The sequence below is a fragment of the uncultured Draconibacterium sp. genome, from assembly GCF_913063105.1.
GTDB lineage: Bacteria > Bacteroidota > Bacteroidia > Bacteroidales > Prolixibacteraceae > Draconibacterium.
Genome location: NZ_CAJXYQ010000005.1, coordinates 130,829 through 147,455, shown reverse-complemented (window position 1 = coordinate 147,455; position 16,627 = coordinate 130,829). Strand labels below are relative to the sequence as shown.

12 protein-coding genes are annotated in these 16,627 nt (G+C 38.7%); all 12 read right to left on the bottom strand.

What is annotated here, in order from left to right; translation table 11 throughout:
* Nucleotides 1–8 precede the first annotated feature (8 nt).
* Entirely contained in the window at nucleotides 9–1,685 is a 1,677-nt protein-coding gene (locus tag QZ574_RS06735) for a pectate lyase (protein ID WP_297088114.1), read from the bottom strand.
* 55 nt (nucleotides 1,686–1,740) lie between these two features.
* The gene (locus QZ574_RS06730) at nucleotides 1,741–3,219 is read right to left on the bottom strand and encodes a nucleoside hydrolase-like domain-containing protein (protein ID WP_297088112.1); all 1,479 of its coding nucleotides are present in this window, start codon (nucleotides 3,217–3,219) and stop codon (nucleotides 1,741–1,743) included.
* 19 nt (nucleotides 3,220–3,238) lie between these two features.
* The gene (locus tag QZ574_RS06725; protein ID WP_297088110.1) at nucleotides 3,239–4,576 is read right to left on the bottom strand and encodes a pectate lyase; all 1,338 of its coding nucleotides are present in this window, start codon (nucleotides 4,574–4,576) and stop codon (nucleotides 3,239–3,241) included.
* A gap of 25 nt (nucleotides 4,577–4,601) precedes the next feature.
* A complete protein-coding gene (locus QZ574_RS06720) occupies nucleotides 4,602–5,339 on the bottom strand; it encodes a rhamnogalacturonan acetylesterase (RefSeq protein WP_297088108.1) in 738 nt (245 codons plus the stop codon).
* Between the two features lie 10 nt (nucleotides 5,340–5,349).
* Entirely contained in the window at nucleotides 5,350–6,180 is an 831-nt protein-coding gene (locus QZ574_RS06715) for an aldo/keto reductase (RefSeq protein WP_297088106.1), read from the bottom strand.
* Nucleotides 6,181–6,217: 37 nt separating this feature from the next.
* The gene (locus tag QZ574_RS06710) at nucleotides 6,218–8,737 is read right to left on the bottom strand and encodes an exo-alpha-sialidase (RefSeq protein WP_297088103.1); all 2,520 of its coding nucleotides are present in this window, start codon (nucleotides 8,735–8,737) and stop codon (nucleotides 6,218–6,220) included.
* A gap of 10 nt (nucleotides 8,738–8,747) precedes the next feature.
* Nucleotides 8,748–10,133 (bottom strand): pectate lyase, encoded by a 1,386-nt coding sequence (locus QZ574_RS06705; protein ID WP_297088101.1) that lies wholly within the window; start codon nucleotides 10,131–10,133, stop codon nucleotides 8,748–8,750.
* A 41-nt stretch (nucleotides 10,134–10,174) separates the two neighbouring features.
* Complete coding sequence (locus QZ574_RS06700; RefSeq protein WP_297088099.1) at nucleotides 10,175–10,990, bottom strand: PepSY-like domain-containing protein; 816 nt, start codon at nucleotides 10,988–10,990, stop codon at nucleotides 10,175–10,177.
* A 111-nt stretch (nucleotides 10,991–11,101) separates the two neighbouring features.
* On the bottom strand, nucleotides 11,102–12,379 hold the full coding sequence (locus QZ574_RS06695; protein ID WP_297088097.1) for a HAMP domain-containing sensor histidine kinase: 1,278 nt from the start codon (nucleotides 12,377–12,379) through the stop codon (nucleotides 11,102–11,104).
* Nucleotides 12,376–13,053, bottom strand: a complete 678-nt coding sequence (locus QZ574_RS06690) for a response regulator transcription factor (RefSeq protein ID WP_297088096.1) — start codon at nucleotides 13,051–13,053, stop codon at nucleotides 12,376–12,378. Before QZ574_RS06690 ends, QZ574_RS06695 begins: the two co-directional genes overlap by 4 nt.
* A 40-nt stretch (nucleotides 13,054–13,093) precedes the next feature.
* Nucleotides 13,094–14,704: a glycoside hydrolase family 28 protein gene (locus QZ574_RS06685; protein WP_297088094.1), complete on the bottom strand. Its 1,611-nt coding sequence runs from the start codon at nucleotides 14,702–14,704 to the stop codon at nucleotides 13,094–13,096.
* Nucleotides 14,705–14,903: 199 nt separating this feature from the next.
* Nucleotides 14,904–16,613, bottom strand: coding sequence for a RagB/SusD family nutrient uptake outer membrane protein (locus tag QZ574_RS06680; protein WP_297088092.1), 1,710 nt, complete (start codon nucleotides 16,611–16,613; stop codon nucleotides 14,904–14,906).
* Nucleotides 16,614–16,627 lie beyond the last annotated feature (14 nt).

Below are 16,627 nucleotides of genomic sequence, written 5' to 3'. Positions count from 1 at the left end.
TAAGAACCTTAATTCAATAAAGTATCCTTGTTGTTTTTAAGATCTTTCCAATCCACTTTTTCACCTGGATCAATGCCATTAATATATTTTTCAATATTGGTATAACCATCCCCATTACAATCAAGGTTGGCATCGTTAGGATTGTTTGGGTCTAGTCCGAGTTTTGCATATTTATTTTCCCATTCATCGGGCATGCCATCTTTATCTGAATCAACATATGGCGTACCCTCATAGACAGGGTAGCCGCCAACTTGCCTGATATCGGTAATAATCCCTTTTTTATACGAATCTTCGGGTAATCTACGGTGTTCAAATTTTGGAACATCTGAATTATCGACATTTTCAGCATATTCAGGTATTCCTGTTTTTACGGTTCTACTAATACGTTGGTCAACTTCATCCCTCTCGGGTAGAAGTGCACCAGCATTTTCAACTACAAAATCGAATGCTTTTTCAGCACTTACAATTGTTAAATAGGGCATTATAGCAGGCTTACTGGCTTTAATAAATTTCGTAAACTCACCGGCATTTTCCATATCTTCAATTTGTACACCTCCGTCCCAATTGTCTTTGCTAACCCTTTTATTGCCTTCTACAATATTTCCATCGACATACACTTTGCCATAAACTTTTTTATTGAATTGAGTATATCTCGACTCAGGTTTGAGGAGACGATGACTAATAGCTTTATTTTGGGGAGTTAGCGGACCTGGTTTGAAGTAATTATTTATAAGGTTATATTGTGCAGTATGATCACCTCCATCAACCGTACGATGTACCCAATTGAATAGCACATTATTTACAAAATTGAAGGTTCCATTCCAGCCAATTGATGGATTTCTTCCGGCGTTATTTGCCCACAAGTTACGAATGAAAGAACAGTTCTCACCACCTAAAGTACTTCCAAAGGCGTGGTTCCATGTATCCAATGCTTCCGAGAAAATTGAATTCTGAATAGTAATGTTAACAGTGCCAAACTTTTCAGGCTTTTTCCTGGGATCTTTATGATACATATGCCGGTAAACAGACATATTTTCGTCGAGCCCCCAGCTTGCGGAGATATGATCAAGCATTATATTTCCAATCGGGTTTCCACCAATTGCATCGTCGCGGCGGCCTACCCAGGTTTCACCTCTACGGAAACGCATGTGCCTGATAATTACATCGTGTGTATTTATCCAAACTGTTTCGCCAGCGATGCAAACACCATTCCCAGGTGCAGTTTGTCCGGCAATAGTAACATAAGGTGCGCGAATAATTAAAGGTGTTTTAAGCCTGATTATTCCCGCAATATTAAAAACAATAATTCTCGCCCCTCCTGTTTCACATGCTTCTCGAAAGGTACCTGGTCCCCGGTCTTCCAAACTGGTTACGGTTATAACCCTACCCCCTCGGCCACCAAAGGTGTACATGCCGCCACCTTCCGCTCCCGGGAAAGCTGGAATTTCAGCTTGCGGTAAATCCTGAGGACGAGAAGCCCAGGGTATATAAGGTTTTCCTTCAAGCGATTCTTTTTCAATTACAACCAGGGCTTTTTCCCATGCTTCATCCGACAGACGTTCAGACTCATCCATTAATTCTGCAGATGCTTTTTGAACATCCTTAGGTATTTTTGGGTATTGTGCGTAAGAACTTAATGTAAGGCAAAAAAATAAAATTGCCAGAAGATATATTTCCTTTCTCATTTTATTCATTTTTTAAAAGAAATTTGTCCTGCAATCAGTAGCAGGATTTATAGTTTTATTGATTTACAGTTATTATTACTCTCTTATACCGTGTTAACTTAGGCGTACCTGAATCTGTTACTTCACAAATAATATGAATGGATTCACCGCTGCCTGCATTTTCAGGAACGACAAGAGTGGTGTTTATTTGATCGGCATTAGAAATTTTTACATCTCCCTTATAATCGCTTGCATCTTCGTAAAACCACCATTTAAAGGTAAGATCATCACCATCGGGATCGGAAGTTCCTTTCGCACTTAGCTGAATAGTAGCTCCCGGCTTAGCCGTTAAATCAAGTTTATGGCCTAATTTAACAACAGGTTGATGATTCGCTTCTGCATACGGTTTAATACACCAGTCGGCCCGGGCAGCAAAATCGTTTTGTAAAGCATCCATCCATCGGGTCATAGGTTTAAAGTACACTTTCATTTGGTCCTGATTATCAGGGTAGGTTTCGCGCATGTACATTCGGCCCCAGGCACTTCGGGTGTACCATCTTCCTTCAGGATACTCATAACCTTCGAAAGGAACCGGGTCGAGCCAGGTGTTTTCGCGTACATTCACATAGCGGCCTCCCCAGCCTCCAAAGTTTGGCGATTCCAAATTCCTTAAACCAGTAGGAATAGTGTGTAAAAAAGCTGGTGAATCTCCTTCAGATCTGAACGAGCCTTTTTGTTTTGGACTACCAGCTCTCCAGCCTTCATTATCGTCACCTCCTTTGTATGCTTCATATAATGAACAAAGCGCACCATGGTCGTTCAGAATATTCGATTTCATCCAGTCGGTTGTAAAATAACCGATTTTTTCCTCGGGTATAATTTCATCCCACTGGTATGCAATTGCCCAAAACTGGTCGCAAATTATTGCCTGAATATTGTATCTTCTCCAATGCGGGCGAATGTATTTTTGAAAGGTATTGTCTTGTTCCCAGATAAAAAACAAACGGACTTTGTTAGCCACATATTCCATTTTATCCGGATGCTCTTCTTCAATAGTTTTGAGCGCCCGTGCAATCGTACCGGTTCCCCCCCATGCCTGAAGCCACACCGGCCTATTATCCGATTCGTCGAGTAAAACTTCTACAATACGTTGCGACCCCGGGGTTATGGAATCCATTTCGCCCTCGGCAGCAATATTACCAATCAAGGTTATTGATTTCAGATATTCGGGAGAAGGATACCCCTTGTCGTGTAAAATTAAATTTGGATATACTTCCGCGTATGCTTCAAGATAGGGTTCGGCCCAATCGTCGCCAGCCCATCTGTGACCTTTCCAGTGGTATTGCGAACTTGATGAAATTATTCCCTCCACATCCCATTCATTTGCATACAATAAAAACCTGACAAGGGAACATTCGTCGTCAATTTCTCCATCAGAGGTTACAATAACCCGTGGTTTTTCATTCTGAACTGATTCATCCTTTATGCCCGAACAGGAACTTAGTAATACAAACACTAGCAGATATATAACAAACTCTTTGTTACTGGTTTTCATTATTGAATGGTTTAAATTATTATTGAATTTGGTTCAAATAATTTTCAAGCACTGTATAACCATCTTCCGCAGTTTTATTCCTATCGGAAGCATCATGTGGATTCAAATTATTCTTTTTCTCCCATTCATCAGGCATACCGTCTTTATCGGAATCAAGCGGAGCCGGAAGCGATGTTAATTCGGGCCAGCCCCCAACATCTTCCTGGCTTTTGATAATTTTACCTGTCCGGTTTTTTATATCCTTTACAATTCGAATATCGACAGCATCGCGTTTCGGCAAGGTTGCCCCTCCGGTTTCAAGTACCTGCTCAAACGATGCTGGTGCATCAATTCTGGTAACTGTGCCGCATTCAAAAGGTTTTGTTTGTTTGTAGGCTGCAATTTCTTTTTTACTCCAGCTATCTCTGAAACCAACTAAACTCCATTGGTCAGCAGGGCATTCACCATCGTAATAATTCCCGGCAAAATAGCTTTTATTGAAGGGCGACCCGGTTGTATATGCAATTCCATTATTTTCTGAGTTTTCACCCGGAATTAGGTAATTGTTTTCATAATTCAATTTTGTAATACTTCGTTTATCGTTATTGTAACCGGCTTTTCCACCTCCCCAATTGTAAATTACATTATTGCTGAAATCGAGTAAAAAACCTTCCGGATCTTTATCGTGTGGATTTACATCGTAGTTTCCAGGGCGTGGATTCCGGCCACGGTTGTTGGCGTACAGGTTGTAGATGTAACTGTATTTTGCTCCGCCGGTACCTCTTATTAAAGAACCGTATCCATGGTTGTCGGGATTTAATCCTTCGGTAATAAAACACCACTGCACCGTAACATTTCTAAGTGTTGGCAGTTTTGTTGATGCTGATATAATTTCATCCAAGCTCCAGCTTCCCGAACAATGATCCACAATAATATTCTCGCCCTCACTAATTGAGATGGCATCTTTTCCCTGCAGGCTTCCCTGCCCATGCATTCCATCACCAAGTCTTACTCGGATATAACGAATTACGACATCATTGGCTGCAATACGCACCGTCTCACCACGGATGCAAATTCCATCGCCAGGAGCTGTTTGTCCGGCAATTGTTATGTTCGGATTTTCAATATTTAGTCTCTCTTTTAGGTCGATGTTTCCCGAAACGGCGAATACAACAGTGCGTGGACCGTCCTGTTCAACAGCCCAACGCAGGCTACCCTCACCGCTGTCGTTCAGGTTTGTTACATACAGGACTTCTCCGCCTCTTCCACCTTTTGCATAGGCTCCAAAGCCTTCAGCTCCAGGGAATGCCAGTTGTTGCGAGTAACAATTAAATCCTACTGTTAACAGTACTATCAATATTGAATATATCTTTTTCATATCGTTCATTGTAAATGAGTTATTATCAATTCACTAAATATTTTATAATGGGTATGTTATTTTCTTTCATGCCTTCTACTGCGAGTCCGGCAAAACTGAAGGCACCGAATTGCGATAAATGGGTATTATCTTTTAGTTCTTTTGGTCGGAGAGGAAAAACATCTTGTTTTATATACAAATACAACTGCTTTGATTTTTCAACCCCCATTTCTTCCACCAAACTTTTTGTTTTTGCCTCCATATCAATGAAGTACACTTCTGTTTCCTTTGCAACTTGCCTAGCAGCAACAAGATAATCTCCATGCGTATCTTTTAGGGTTCCATCTTCGTTAAAATGCCTTCGAACAATTGATGTGCAAAGTATTGGAATCCCTCCTTTTTCTTTTGTTTCAACAATATATTTCGTCAGGTTCTCTTTGTACGAACTAAAGGCGTCGGTGTGCCTTTCTTCATCAGGTTTGCTATCGTTATGTCCAAACTGAATAATAACATAATCACCTTTTTGAAGCTTCGAAATCACTGTTTCCCATCGCCCCTCGTCAATGAAACTTTTTGAACTCCTTCCGTTTCGGGCATGATTATCGACTACAACCGAATCGTTAAAGAAATAGTGTAAAACCTGCCCCCAACCGTTCTCAGGGATATTTTTTTCAGGCTTATTGGCCATTGTTGAATCACCAATCATAAAAATATGCACAGGGCGAGTTATGTTGAAGCTAAATGCGAAAAGGAAAAGTGGAATTATTAATATCAGCTTTCTCATACCGTAAATCTTAAAAATTAAAATTATTGGGATCGGGACCAAAACGTTTTGCCCTATCAAGAGTGTCAATAAGGGTCATATCTTTCAATGAAATTTCAAAATCATAAATTTGAGAGTTCTCTAATATCCGGTGTGGTTTTACCGATTTTGGAATGGTAATTACTCCTTTTTGTATATTCCAACGTAAGGTAATTTGAGCTGGAGTTTTCTTGTATTTAGCTGCCAGTTCCCTAATAGGTTCCACATCAATAATATGTCCCTGCATCAAAGGGCTCCATGCTTCAACACGTATATCCCTTTCATTGCAATAGTTATATAACTCTGGCATAACAAGATAGGGATGATATTCAATCTGATTTACAGCCGGAACAACCTCACATTTAGGCAAAAGCTCATCGAGATGGTAATCCATAAAATTACTGACACCTATTGATTTGGCACGCCCGCTTTTATAAATCTCTTCCATGGCTTTCCATGTTTCCATGTAATAACCTTCAACAGGCCAATGAACTAAATATAAGTCCACATAATCGGTCTGTAACCTTCCAAGGCTTTCATCAAATGCTTGTAGAGTCCTACCTTTGCATTGTTCTGAGTTCCAAACCTTAGTTGTCAGGAAAATATCCTCACGGGCAATTCCACTTTCTCTAATGGCTTTTCCAACGCCTGTTTCATTTCCGTAAACAGCAGCGGTATCTATACTACGGTAACCAACCTTCAGTGCTTCTTTTACAGAATTTATTACTTCATTTCCATCGCTTATCTGAAAAACACCAAATCCCAACCATGGCATTTTTAGCCCATTGTTCAGGATTGTGCAATCTGTAATTCCTTCGATCATTATAAATCCGTTTTATTTTTAATGATTATTAAATGCCCTATTTTAATACTTCGCTGTTCACTCCGGCTCCTTCACTTTCAATACTTTTTACCCAGGGCATTTTATCTTTTGGCCATTGTCCGTCAACTATCGGATAGGTTTCAAACTTGTTTGGATCGAGAACCACATGTTTAATTTGTTTCCTGTGCCATGAATAGGTCACATGTACCATTCCATCTTTGGTTTGAATTACAGCCGGGTACGAATACTGCACTGATCCGGTACGGTATTCAAGTACTGCTGCTGCCTCCCAGTTAATTCCATCGTCTGATATTGCAACTGTCAGTATTCCACGCCCTTTGCGCCCACCTATCGGGTCTTCGCGGGTTGAGTGGTTGTAAACCAGCAGATGACGCCCGTCTTTTAAAGTTACAGCATCGATTGCTGAATTATTGTTTGGCAAAGTAGCATCTGTAACCGGCGACCAGGTTAAACCGCCATCCTCAGACCAGCTTTGTGCAAGCTTTGTGTCTGCACCTTTTTGGTTTGGACGTGCAAGTATTTGCAAACGCTTTTGCGAATGAACAAGAATGGTAGGTTGTATAATTTGATACTTTGTATTTTGAGGGTCGCTAATTGGACCGACTTTTGTCCAGGTTTTACCATCATCGGTACTACGTTCAATGTGAATTCGTTTACCCGGATCGCCCTGCAAACTTGCACCAGCGATGATCGTTCCGTCTTCCAAATAAATTGGTTTGTTGACGATTGGCCCAACAAATCCTTTTGGAAGTTTTTTCATTTTACTCCAGGTTTTTCCATTATCTTTTGATGTAATTACCTGCCCGTCATCAATTCCGGGGCTGCAGAAATAAATCTGGATGTCGCCGCTTTTTAATTTAACCAGAACCGGATTGAATAAGGTATTTCCATTTCCGTCGGAAATACTTTTGGGTTTCTGCCACTTGCCGCCTTTGGGTTTGCGAGCCAACCACAGATTTACATCAGGGTCACCTTCCCTTGTTCCTCCAAACCAAGCGCATAGCAAGTCGCCATTATCGAGCTCCAATAAAGTTGAAGCGTGGCAATCGCGGGTTGGGCGTTCGGTAAAAACAAATTCTTCTAAAACAATTGCTTTCTTTGACGGTGATTGGGCATTTATTTTTACTGTACCTATTGCAACAAGTGCGTTTAGGTACTCTTCCAAGTTGGTGAATCCGTCACCATCGCGGTCTTTACTACCATCAGAGGCATCATTCGGATTAAGTTTCATTTTTACTTCCCACTTATCAGGCATTCCGTCTTTATCAGAATCTTTTGGAGCCGGCAAAGATTTTAGCTTTGGCCATCCACCAACATCATTTTGAGAATCAATGATCCCGCATGTTTCAGAAGGGTCGGCAACTTTCTTATTTTCTTTATATCCAACACCTTCAAAAGTTGCAAAACCTTCGCGAACTTCATTTAAAACTCTCGTGTCGATTACATCTCTTTTGGGCAAAAAAGCTCCGGCGTTTTGTACAACCAACCCATATGCTTCTTTGGCTGTTTGCTGGTTAATTGGCATTGCCGGCCAGGGTTCATTGAGCTTCAGCATATTTAAATCCTGTTCCTCATATTCTTTATGAACGCCTCCATCCCAATTATTTAATGAAACCTGTTTATTCCCTTCCATTGTGTTCTCTGCAATGTACCACATACCATGGAAGTCCTGATCCTTTTTAAAAGCTGGCCGGGCAATACGATGAGACACCGGACCTGGTTCTGTAGCCGGACCTGGTTTGTAATAGTTGGCAACCATATTAACGGTAAATGAATTTAATTTATCGGGATAACTGTCTTCTACCCGTTCTCCACCGTAGCAGGAGTTGTACCCCCAATTATAAATTACATTGTTTCTATAATCGGTAAAACCAACACCTGATGCCCAGCGCGGATTACGGCTTGCATGATGGGCAAGCAGATTGTGATGATAAGTGGCATAGTTGCCACCCCATATTCCTCCAAATCCATGATATCCTTTCACATGGTTGGATTTAAACATACTTTCTGAAATTAAACACCACTGAACCGTAATGCTGTCACAACGATATACAGACATACATTCATCGACACTCCAACTTGCTGAAATATGATCGAGAATGACATTCTTAATATATCTTCCACCAACTGCATCGTAATCTTTACCAGACTTATCGCCCACGCGAACCTTAATATACCTGATTATTACCTGATCTGCATCAATGCTTAATTGGTGATTTTTTAAACAGATTCCATCTCCGGGAGCTGTTTGCCCGGCGATTGTTATGTAAGGATTTTTAATACTTATAGGGCTTTCAAGCTCAATATTTCCTGAAACCCGGAATATAACCGTGCGTGGTCCCTTGGCTTCTACAGCAGCACGAAGGCTTCCGTCTCCGCTATCGTTTAGGTTGGTTACTTCGTAAACTGTGCCTCCCCGGCCACCTTTTGTAAATTTTCCATATCCCTCTGCACCTGGAAATGCAATTTGTTGTGCAGATATATTTCCTATTGAAAAAAACAGGATTACCACTAAGCTTGCTAAAATATTTTTCATGAGATTATTTTTAATTTTTATTTTCAATTCTATTACTCAATTCAATGTATTCGCAGAGTATGGCCACATTTTCATTGAAAACCTCGCTGCTAATTCGGTCCATAACTTCATATTGACCATTCCACCGAATACCTTTTGGCATTTGTTTTTTAAAACGGTCGTTTTTGGTTATCCATGCGCCTGAAGGCTCTTGTGAATCCATAATTTTTATTACTTGTTCTGATAAAACTTCCAAGCGCTTCATTATTTGTTCTTTATTAAGGACTGAATGTTCATCATCCCATAAACCTTTATGACCTAGTTCCAGAGCCTTTTTATATCGAAGCTCGCTTTCTTGCAATTGATCTGCAATGTCCACTTGGTAACGATAACCTGTGCGACGCTCAGGATGAAGGTCTTCCAGTGTTTCGCACCGGATTCTGGGCCTGTCGTAGTAAAGTGCTTTATTTGTACCTAATTCTACAAATCGTGCCCACTTTCCATTTTCCATTTTTATATCTTTTAACCATCGGATTGCATCGGGAATTGGTTCCAACAATTTATCATCACCCAAAACAAGGTATAAATCAATTAAGGTATTAATGTTTAATACCGTAACCAAAGGGCAAACCGAAGGAGGTTCAAAAGTACGAGCCCAAGCCGGTTGAAGAAATTCGTTGTACTGCTGTGCCCAGCCCGATTGTGGCGGTGGCAATTGAGAAATGTAAATAAAGCGGATTGCTTTTTTCAGGCTCTTTTCAATTTCCTTACTATTACCATAATAATTGTGAGCCTCCAGCATCACTCTTACACAATCGTTTATTCCACCATCGTTGTATGTCGCATAATCGTGATAATTTCCTTGTTCGGGATAAATATGCGGCCAGGCTCCATTATCTAATTGTGCAGTTAGCATCAAATCTAAAGCTTTTTTGGTTGCACCCGATATGGATTCATCTTCAATCTCCTGGTCTAAAGCCATAAGAAAACTAATGGCCGATTGACACTGGTTATCGTCAAAACTAACTTTTTCGTGGCTTATTTTATTAAAATTTACGGTATGTTCCCAACCTCCAAATTTATTCTGCCCACGTACAAGGGCAGTGGCAGCATCTTTTGCAGCCTTAAGAGCCGTTTCGTCTTTGCTTACCTGGTAAGCCCTTAAAAATGCCTGACCAACAGAAGGAGTTCCGGGTGGTTGTACTTCAATTGTATTTTCGTCTTTAATCCCTTCGCCCCAGCGAATTTTTAAATCAGGCGTTACATAATATACATAACCTCCGTGACTATTGATTGAATAAAAAAAGCTTACTCCCTTTTTCAATGAAGTTTTAGCATCTTCTTTTAAGTTTTCTCCGTTAGCGCAAACTGCAAAAATCGCGAGAGCCACTAAAAAATATAACTTTCTAAAATTCATCTTTTTATTGGTTTAGTTTTTATAAATATATGGTCTTTCACTTAGTCTACATCCAGCACTTTTCCTGCTGAATCAAACGTTACATAAATATTTTCCCTTGATTTTCTGAGCCGAAGAACATAGCTGACTTTCCCGTTTTCTTCCAACCTGTCGGCATCACGTATTTCATAGCCCTCATACAACATTTTTCGGGCATTTGAAACAGAAGAAGGAATCTCAGAATTTCTTAAATCCTGTTCGTACTTCAGTACATTTTTTTTCGTATCGATGGTCCATACACAATCGTAATTATTAATTTCACCCCTGATAATGTAAAACCTTAAGTTACCCTCTTCTAAGTATTTTGCCCTGTCGTAATCGAATGAGCTATACCTTGAGCTTATTACATTTAATATTTCAGACGGAACCTCATCACGATCCAATTCTTTTCTGAATTTCAGCAACTTGCCTCTTTCATCTATCCAAAATATATTATCGTTCCCTTCGTTTTCGAATTTAATTTCGTAGGTAATTTCGTTCCCCTGTTCGCTTCTGTCAGCATCGTGAATATCGTAGTAAGGAGCTTTCGAGTCAATGGTTTTTAAAACTGCTTTCGGAATTTCGCTTAAATACAAATCCTGCGAATGTTTAAGCATACTTCCCTTGTGATCCATTAACAATTCGTGGGGTTTATTATTTACTTCAAACTCTACCCGGTAATTTCCTTTTTCTATTTTCCAGGAAGTATCGGTAGCATGAGGAAATTTTAAATGAAATGCATTTAATATAACAGCAGGAACGTTATCGTTATCGATTTTCTGAGCAAGCGTACTCAGCGTAATACTGAAAAGTAATAATAGGAGAAAAATTCGTTTCATAATTTTTAAATTACATGTCAAAGAAACACAGCGAATATGGAATCAATTGGGAAACATTCTGGAAAGAATCTGGAATTTTAAAAAAAACACCAAAAATCTATTAAAAAAGCGTCATGCATGAGGTTTTTCTATTGCAAAAATATGCCGCGATTTATGCGAATAGCTAACCCTTAAATCAGAAGCATCGGTAATTGCTTTAACTATGGCCAGGCCAAGGCCGGTTGAATTTTTATTATTTACATTTTTATTAAAGCGTTGAAAAATCCTGTCGGAAGGAATTGCGCCTTCATTTCCCGTATTTTCAATAATAAATGCAGAAGAAGTTAAACGTATACTAATCTCTCCGTTGGGGTTATTATGAATCATGGCATTTTTTACAAGGTTTAAAACCAGAATATCTGCCATGTCCTTATTCATTTCAAAAACAAAATTTTGCTCTTTGTTATAGTTCAGTTGAATTCCCCAGAAGTCGATAAACTCCGAAAGGTTGGCAATGGTTCTGGTAAAAACACTGTCGAAATCTATTTTTTCTTTTGAGAGGAACTGTTTGTTCTGAATTTTTGAAAGAAGCAACAAGGATTTGTTTAATCCCGAAAGACGTTTAAAAGTATCAATTATATCACCAATGCTTTTTAGCTGCTTTTCTGTTAAGCCTTCGTTCTCGGCCAATAGTTCCAATTTATTTAAGCCAATGGCCAGGGGGGTTTGCATTTCGTGCGATACGTTCTCGATAAAGTGTTTTTGGCTTTCAAAAATTTTAATATTTGTATCAATCAGGTTATTAACTGATTTATTGAGCAATACAAATTCTTTAATTTTTGTGGCTCCCATTTTTCTATCGGATAATCGTTTGTCTAACCTGAAATCGTTAAGGTAATCAAGAACCTGATAAAAAGGTTTCCAGGTTTTATTTAAGGCCAGCGTGTTAACCAGGTATGTACTTACCAGTAAAAACAAAAACATCGAAGTAAGCGAAACAAGAAGTTTTTTAATCAATTTCGACCTGTTTAGTTCTTGTGAAAGAACTTTCATTTCGTAATATTTTCCGTTGTTTGCAACAAAGGCTGTGGAAAGAACCCTGGCCTTGTAGTTGTTTTGCTTAAGTGGCGAATAAATTAATGTATCTTTATACGTGTCGATTACTTTTAGGGCATAGTCTTCTTCAACTTGTTTTACGATGTACTTATTCTTACCAAACTCTTGATTTTCAACTATCAGGGTATCCTTTTTCAGGTTATCAATTATAACGATTTTGTAATCAGACAAGCCCTCATCGACAGAGGTTTTTACATGATTTAGTAGTTGAGAATAAAACAGAACTGACCACAAACTTATGGTTACAAATAAGATTGCTGAAAGAAAGGACAGTGTATGGTTTATTAGCTTCATTTTGTAGTTAATTTATAACCAATTCCATACACAGTGGCAATTTCAATTTGTGCCTGATAAGTACGTAACTTTTTTCTGAGGTTTTTCACCTGCGAATAAATAAAATCAAAATCATCAGCCTGGTCGATATAATCTCCCCAGATATTTTCGGCAATGGCCGATTTACTTACAATTCTGTTTTTATTTGTGGCAAGAAAGACCAGGATATCAAACTCTTTCCGGTTCAGGTCTAAAACCTGTTCATCTACCTTGGCCAGCCTTTCGTCGAAACTAATTTTTACGTTATTTAGTTCAACAAAGCTGCTGTTTTCGCCATTTTTTCGGCGAAGCACCGATTTTATCCGGGCGTTTAACTCGGCCATGTGGAAGGGTTTGGTAAGATAATCGTCGGCCCCAAGCTCAAGTCCTTTTACTTTATCATCGATTGAGTTTTTTGCTGAAATTATGATCACTCCATCGCTTTTATCCATTTTGGCCAATTCTTTCAACAGGCTTAATCCATTTCCGTCGGGCAACATAATATCAAGTAAAATACAGTCGTAATCGAAGGACGCAATTTTATCCTGCGCGCTCCTGTAATCTACGGCCTTTTCTACGAGGTAATTTTCGCTCTTTAGAAAATTACTAATCAATTCGCTTATTTCAGGTTCATCCTCAATTAATAAAACTTTCATGCTGAGATATACATATTAAATCAGAAAGCAAATCTTCTTCTTAATGTTTTTCAATCCTGTCTTCCAGAATAGCCTTATCAATATTAATATTGTGTGAATTTCCGGTTATTTTAACCAGTGTTCCCTCTTTGCCGGTTTCTACCCCCTTTACACTGGAGTTGATAACATCGAGAAACACAAACGGAATCTTATCTTTCGGTGTATCAATTATTTGAACATTCGAAATTTTGATGGCGTCGGCAAAAGCTACAGAAGCGAGAGCACCATTGTCGTTTGCGATAGCAATACTATCAATATTTACATTAACAGCATCACTAATTTCAATTCCCAGATTTCCTTTCAGATGAATGTTTTTTAAGGAAATATTTTTCACCGGCATTTCAGGTATTCCTACAATTTGAATAACATTCCGTTTTGAATAGTCGCATGAAATATTTTCGTAATTAATATTTTCGATTAGCGGTGTACCTTCATCAACTTCCGGGACCGGTAACCTTTCACCACCGGTGTACATCATATTTATCCGAATGGCTTCGCGCTCAATTTTATCAGCCGAAATATCTTTAAACCAACAGTTTTTTACATATCCTCCCCTGCCCCTGGCTGTTTTTATTCTAATTACGCGATCGGTACCATTAAACTGGCAGTCGTGTGCATAAACATTTTCTACTCCCCCCGACATTTCGCTGCCGATTACAATTCCACCATGGCCTTGCAACCCTTTGTTGTGCCGAATCAGGATATTTTTACAAGGAATGCCAATTCGACGGCCATCTTTGTTTCGCCCCGACTTTATGGTAATACAGTCATCTCCGGTATCGAGTGTATTGTATTCAATTAACACATTTTTGCACGAATTTGGATTAATACCATCGCCATTTGGAGTATCACCGTATTCTCCGTTGGTTAAAATATAGATACCTTTAACTATAATATTTTCACAGAAACTAGGATTAACCGTCCAAAAAGCACCGTATCTAAACGTAATATCTTCGAGTAAAATATTTTTGCAATATAAGGGGCCAAAAAATACGGGAGGTAAAAAACGCTCTAAACTTCCAAAGCGGCGTTCATCCAAGGGAACCTGTTTTTCGTTCATTTCCTTTAACAGGTTGTTACTGTCGTAAAATGCAGAACCTTTTCTTCGTTGTTCCCACCACGGTTTTCCCTGACCGTTTAAAACTCCTTTCCCGGTAATGGCTATATTTTCCTGTTTGTAGGCATAAATAAACGGCGAGTAAGAATATACTTCTGAACCTTCCCAATTGGTAAGCACCGCTGGTAAATAATCGTTAAAATCCTGGCTAAAAAGCAATTCTGCCCCTTCCTCAAGGTGCAGGTTAATATTACTTAGCAGAGTTATCGATCCTGTCAGCCATTTCCCGGCAGGTACAATTACTTTTCCTCCGCCTTTCTCTGAAAGATCGTTTATTGCCTTATTAATGGCCTCGGTATTTTTAACAGTTCCGCCACTTTGGGCTCCAAAATCAGTAATCAGAACTGATCTTTTAGGAAATTCCGGGCGTTGAAAATTAAATTCACCAAAAGGTGTATTAAAAGGTTCTATTTTTTCTTTTAGAGGTTCATTTACCTGGCTGCAAGCCGATAAAATGAAAGTAATTATGGCGATAAGGTAAAGAGAATTTTTCATAATAAGTGAATTGAAAACTGAAGTTAAATACTATCGAGAACAACAACCACGCATGTAAAATGAGCTGAACTATAATTTGGATTATTTAAGGGAGGAATCTGGTTCCGAAGAACCAGACTCCCTTAAATGAACCTTCCTTTTCTAAAAGGTCTAACCAAACTAATAAGTTGACTATATCAACTTCGACTATATAACAAAACTAATATCCAGGATTTTGATCGGCATCTGTAAGTGCTTCATTTAATGTAATGGCATCTTCCGGAATTGGACGATACCACCATTTATCCTGGAATGTTGTATTATGCCTGTCAAAATCTGCATTGTACTTTTCAAGCATGTACTTTAACATGTCACATCTGCGCAAAGTAGGCCAACGTCCATTAAACTCACCAAGTAATTCTTTTCCTGACTCAAGTAATAATGCCTCCAAAGCTTCTGTTTTTCCACTCACTCCATCTAGAGCGTTGGTTAAGTTTTCTCCACCTGGATCGACTTTATTGCCAGGACGGTCAATAACTGTCTGAACTAAATTTCTTGCGTCAGCGACCTGTCCAAGAGCTATACAAGCCTCAGCTTTAAGAAAGTATGTTTCTGCCAATCGAGCAAGTACAATATCCCTTACGCTTGCGGAATAACTTCGTGTACAATTCAATGCGTTTTCAGGACAATCGAACTTTTTGAAAGTTGGAAGAGAGCCACTTACAGTGTACCAAGCATTATAATTGTATTTATCATAGTTGTATTTCCAAACAGGAAAAATCTGCCAGGTTTCTTCAACATTATCTATTCCACCTACTTCTTCAATCCAACGCAAAGTGTCTTCCTTGGTAATTTCTGTTTTATTTGGATCCCAAATAATTGGATTATAATACCTTACTTTTCCTGGATTATCGCTATAATAAGTAAAATATGGGTGTACAGTTACAAACATAAAATCAACATAATAACGTGCATCATTTTGTTGAAATGAAGCATGAATATATTGCGCCGGATTTAAGTCATTACTTCTACGCTTTTGGTCGTTTCCTGCTGATCCTCCGTACACACTAAATAAAGATGATTGCCTGTTACCATCATCTTCTAAATCTTTAATAGTGTTTAAGCTGTATTGAACCGAGAATATAAATTCTTCATTATTTTCACCAGCTTCATCCCAAAGCTCGGCATAAGGTATTGTGATATTACCTAAATTAGATATAACTGCGTCGGCATAACTTTTAGCTTTATTAAAATCTGCCTCAGAGTTAAGATCCCACCCCCTTGTAAGATAAACTTTGGCCAAATAATGGTTAACTACATTTTTATTAACCCTTCCCGGATCAGAACTTGCAGGTACTGCAGCCAGTGCTGCTTCCATTTCACTTATAATAAATTCATAGCTTTCACTAAGTGTTGACCTTGGAATACTCAATCGAGGAGATGTAGTATATTCATCATTTATTACAATTCCCCCAAATTGTTCAAGCAGGATAAAATGATAAAAAGCTCTTAGGAAGCGCAACTCGCCTAAATATTGCGTCCTTAACTGCTCACTTAATTTTTCAGGCAATTCATTATAAAAAATGCCTGCGTTAGTTGTTTGAATTGCATTATATACATTTTCATAGAAGTCATTTAAAAAACTATTATTAGAATAGAGTGTTGTATATCTATACCAGTCAACCTTGTCATCTCCTTCCTTTGATTCAATATACAAATCGGTTCCATATAAGTCAAGAATATTGAAACCACCATAGACTTCTCTCAAGCCTGCATAAGAGGCTGTTAATAAGGTTTCATATCCACCTTGTGTAGCATAAAATGTTTCATTATCAATTCCTCCTTTATTGTCTTCAACAAGAAAATCGGAACATGAACTGGCAAATACCAGTAGGATGCTAAAGCATATTATATATTTTAAATTTTTCATTTCTTAATATTTTA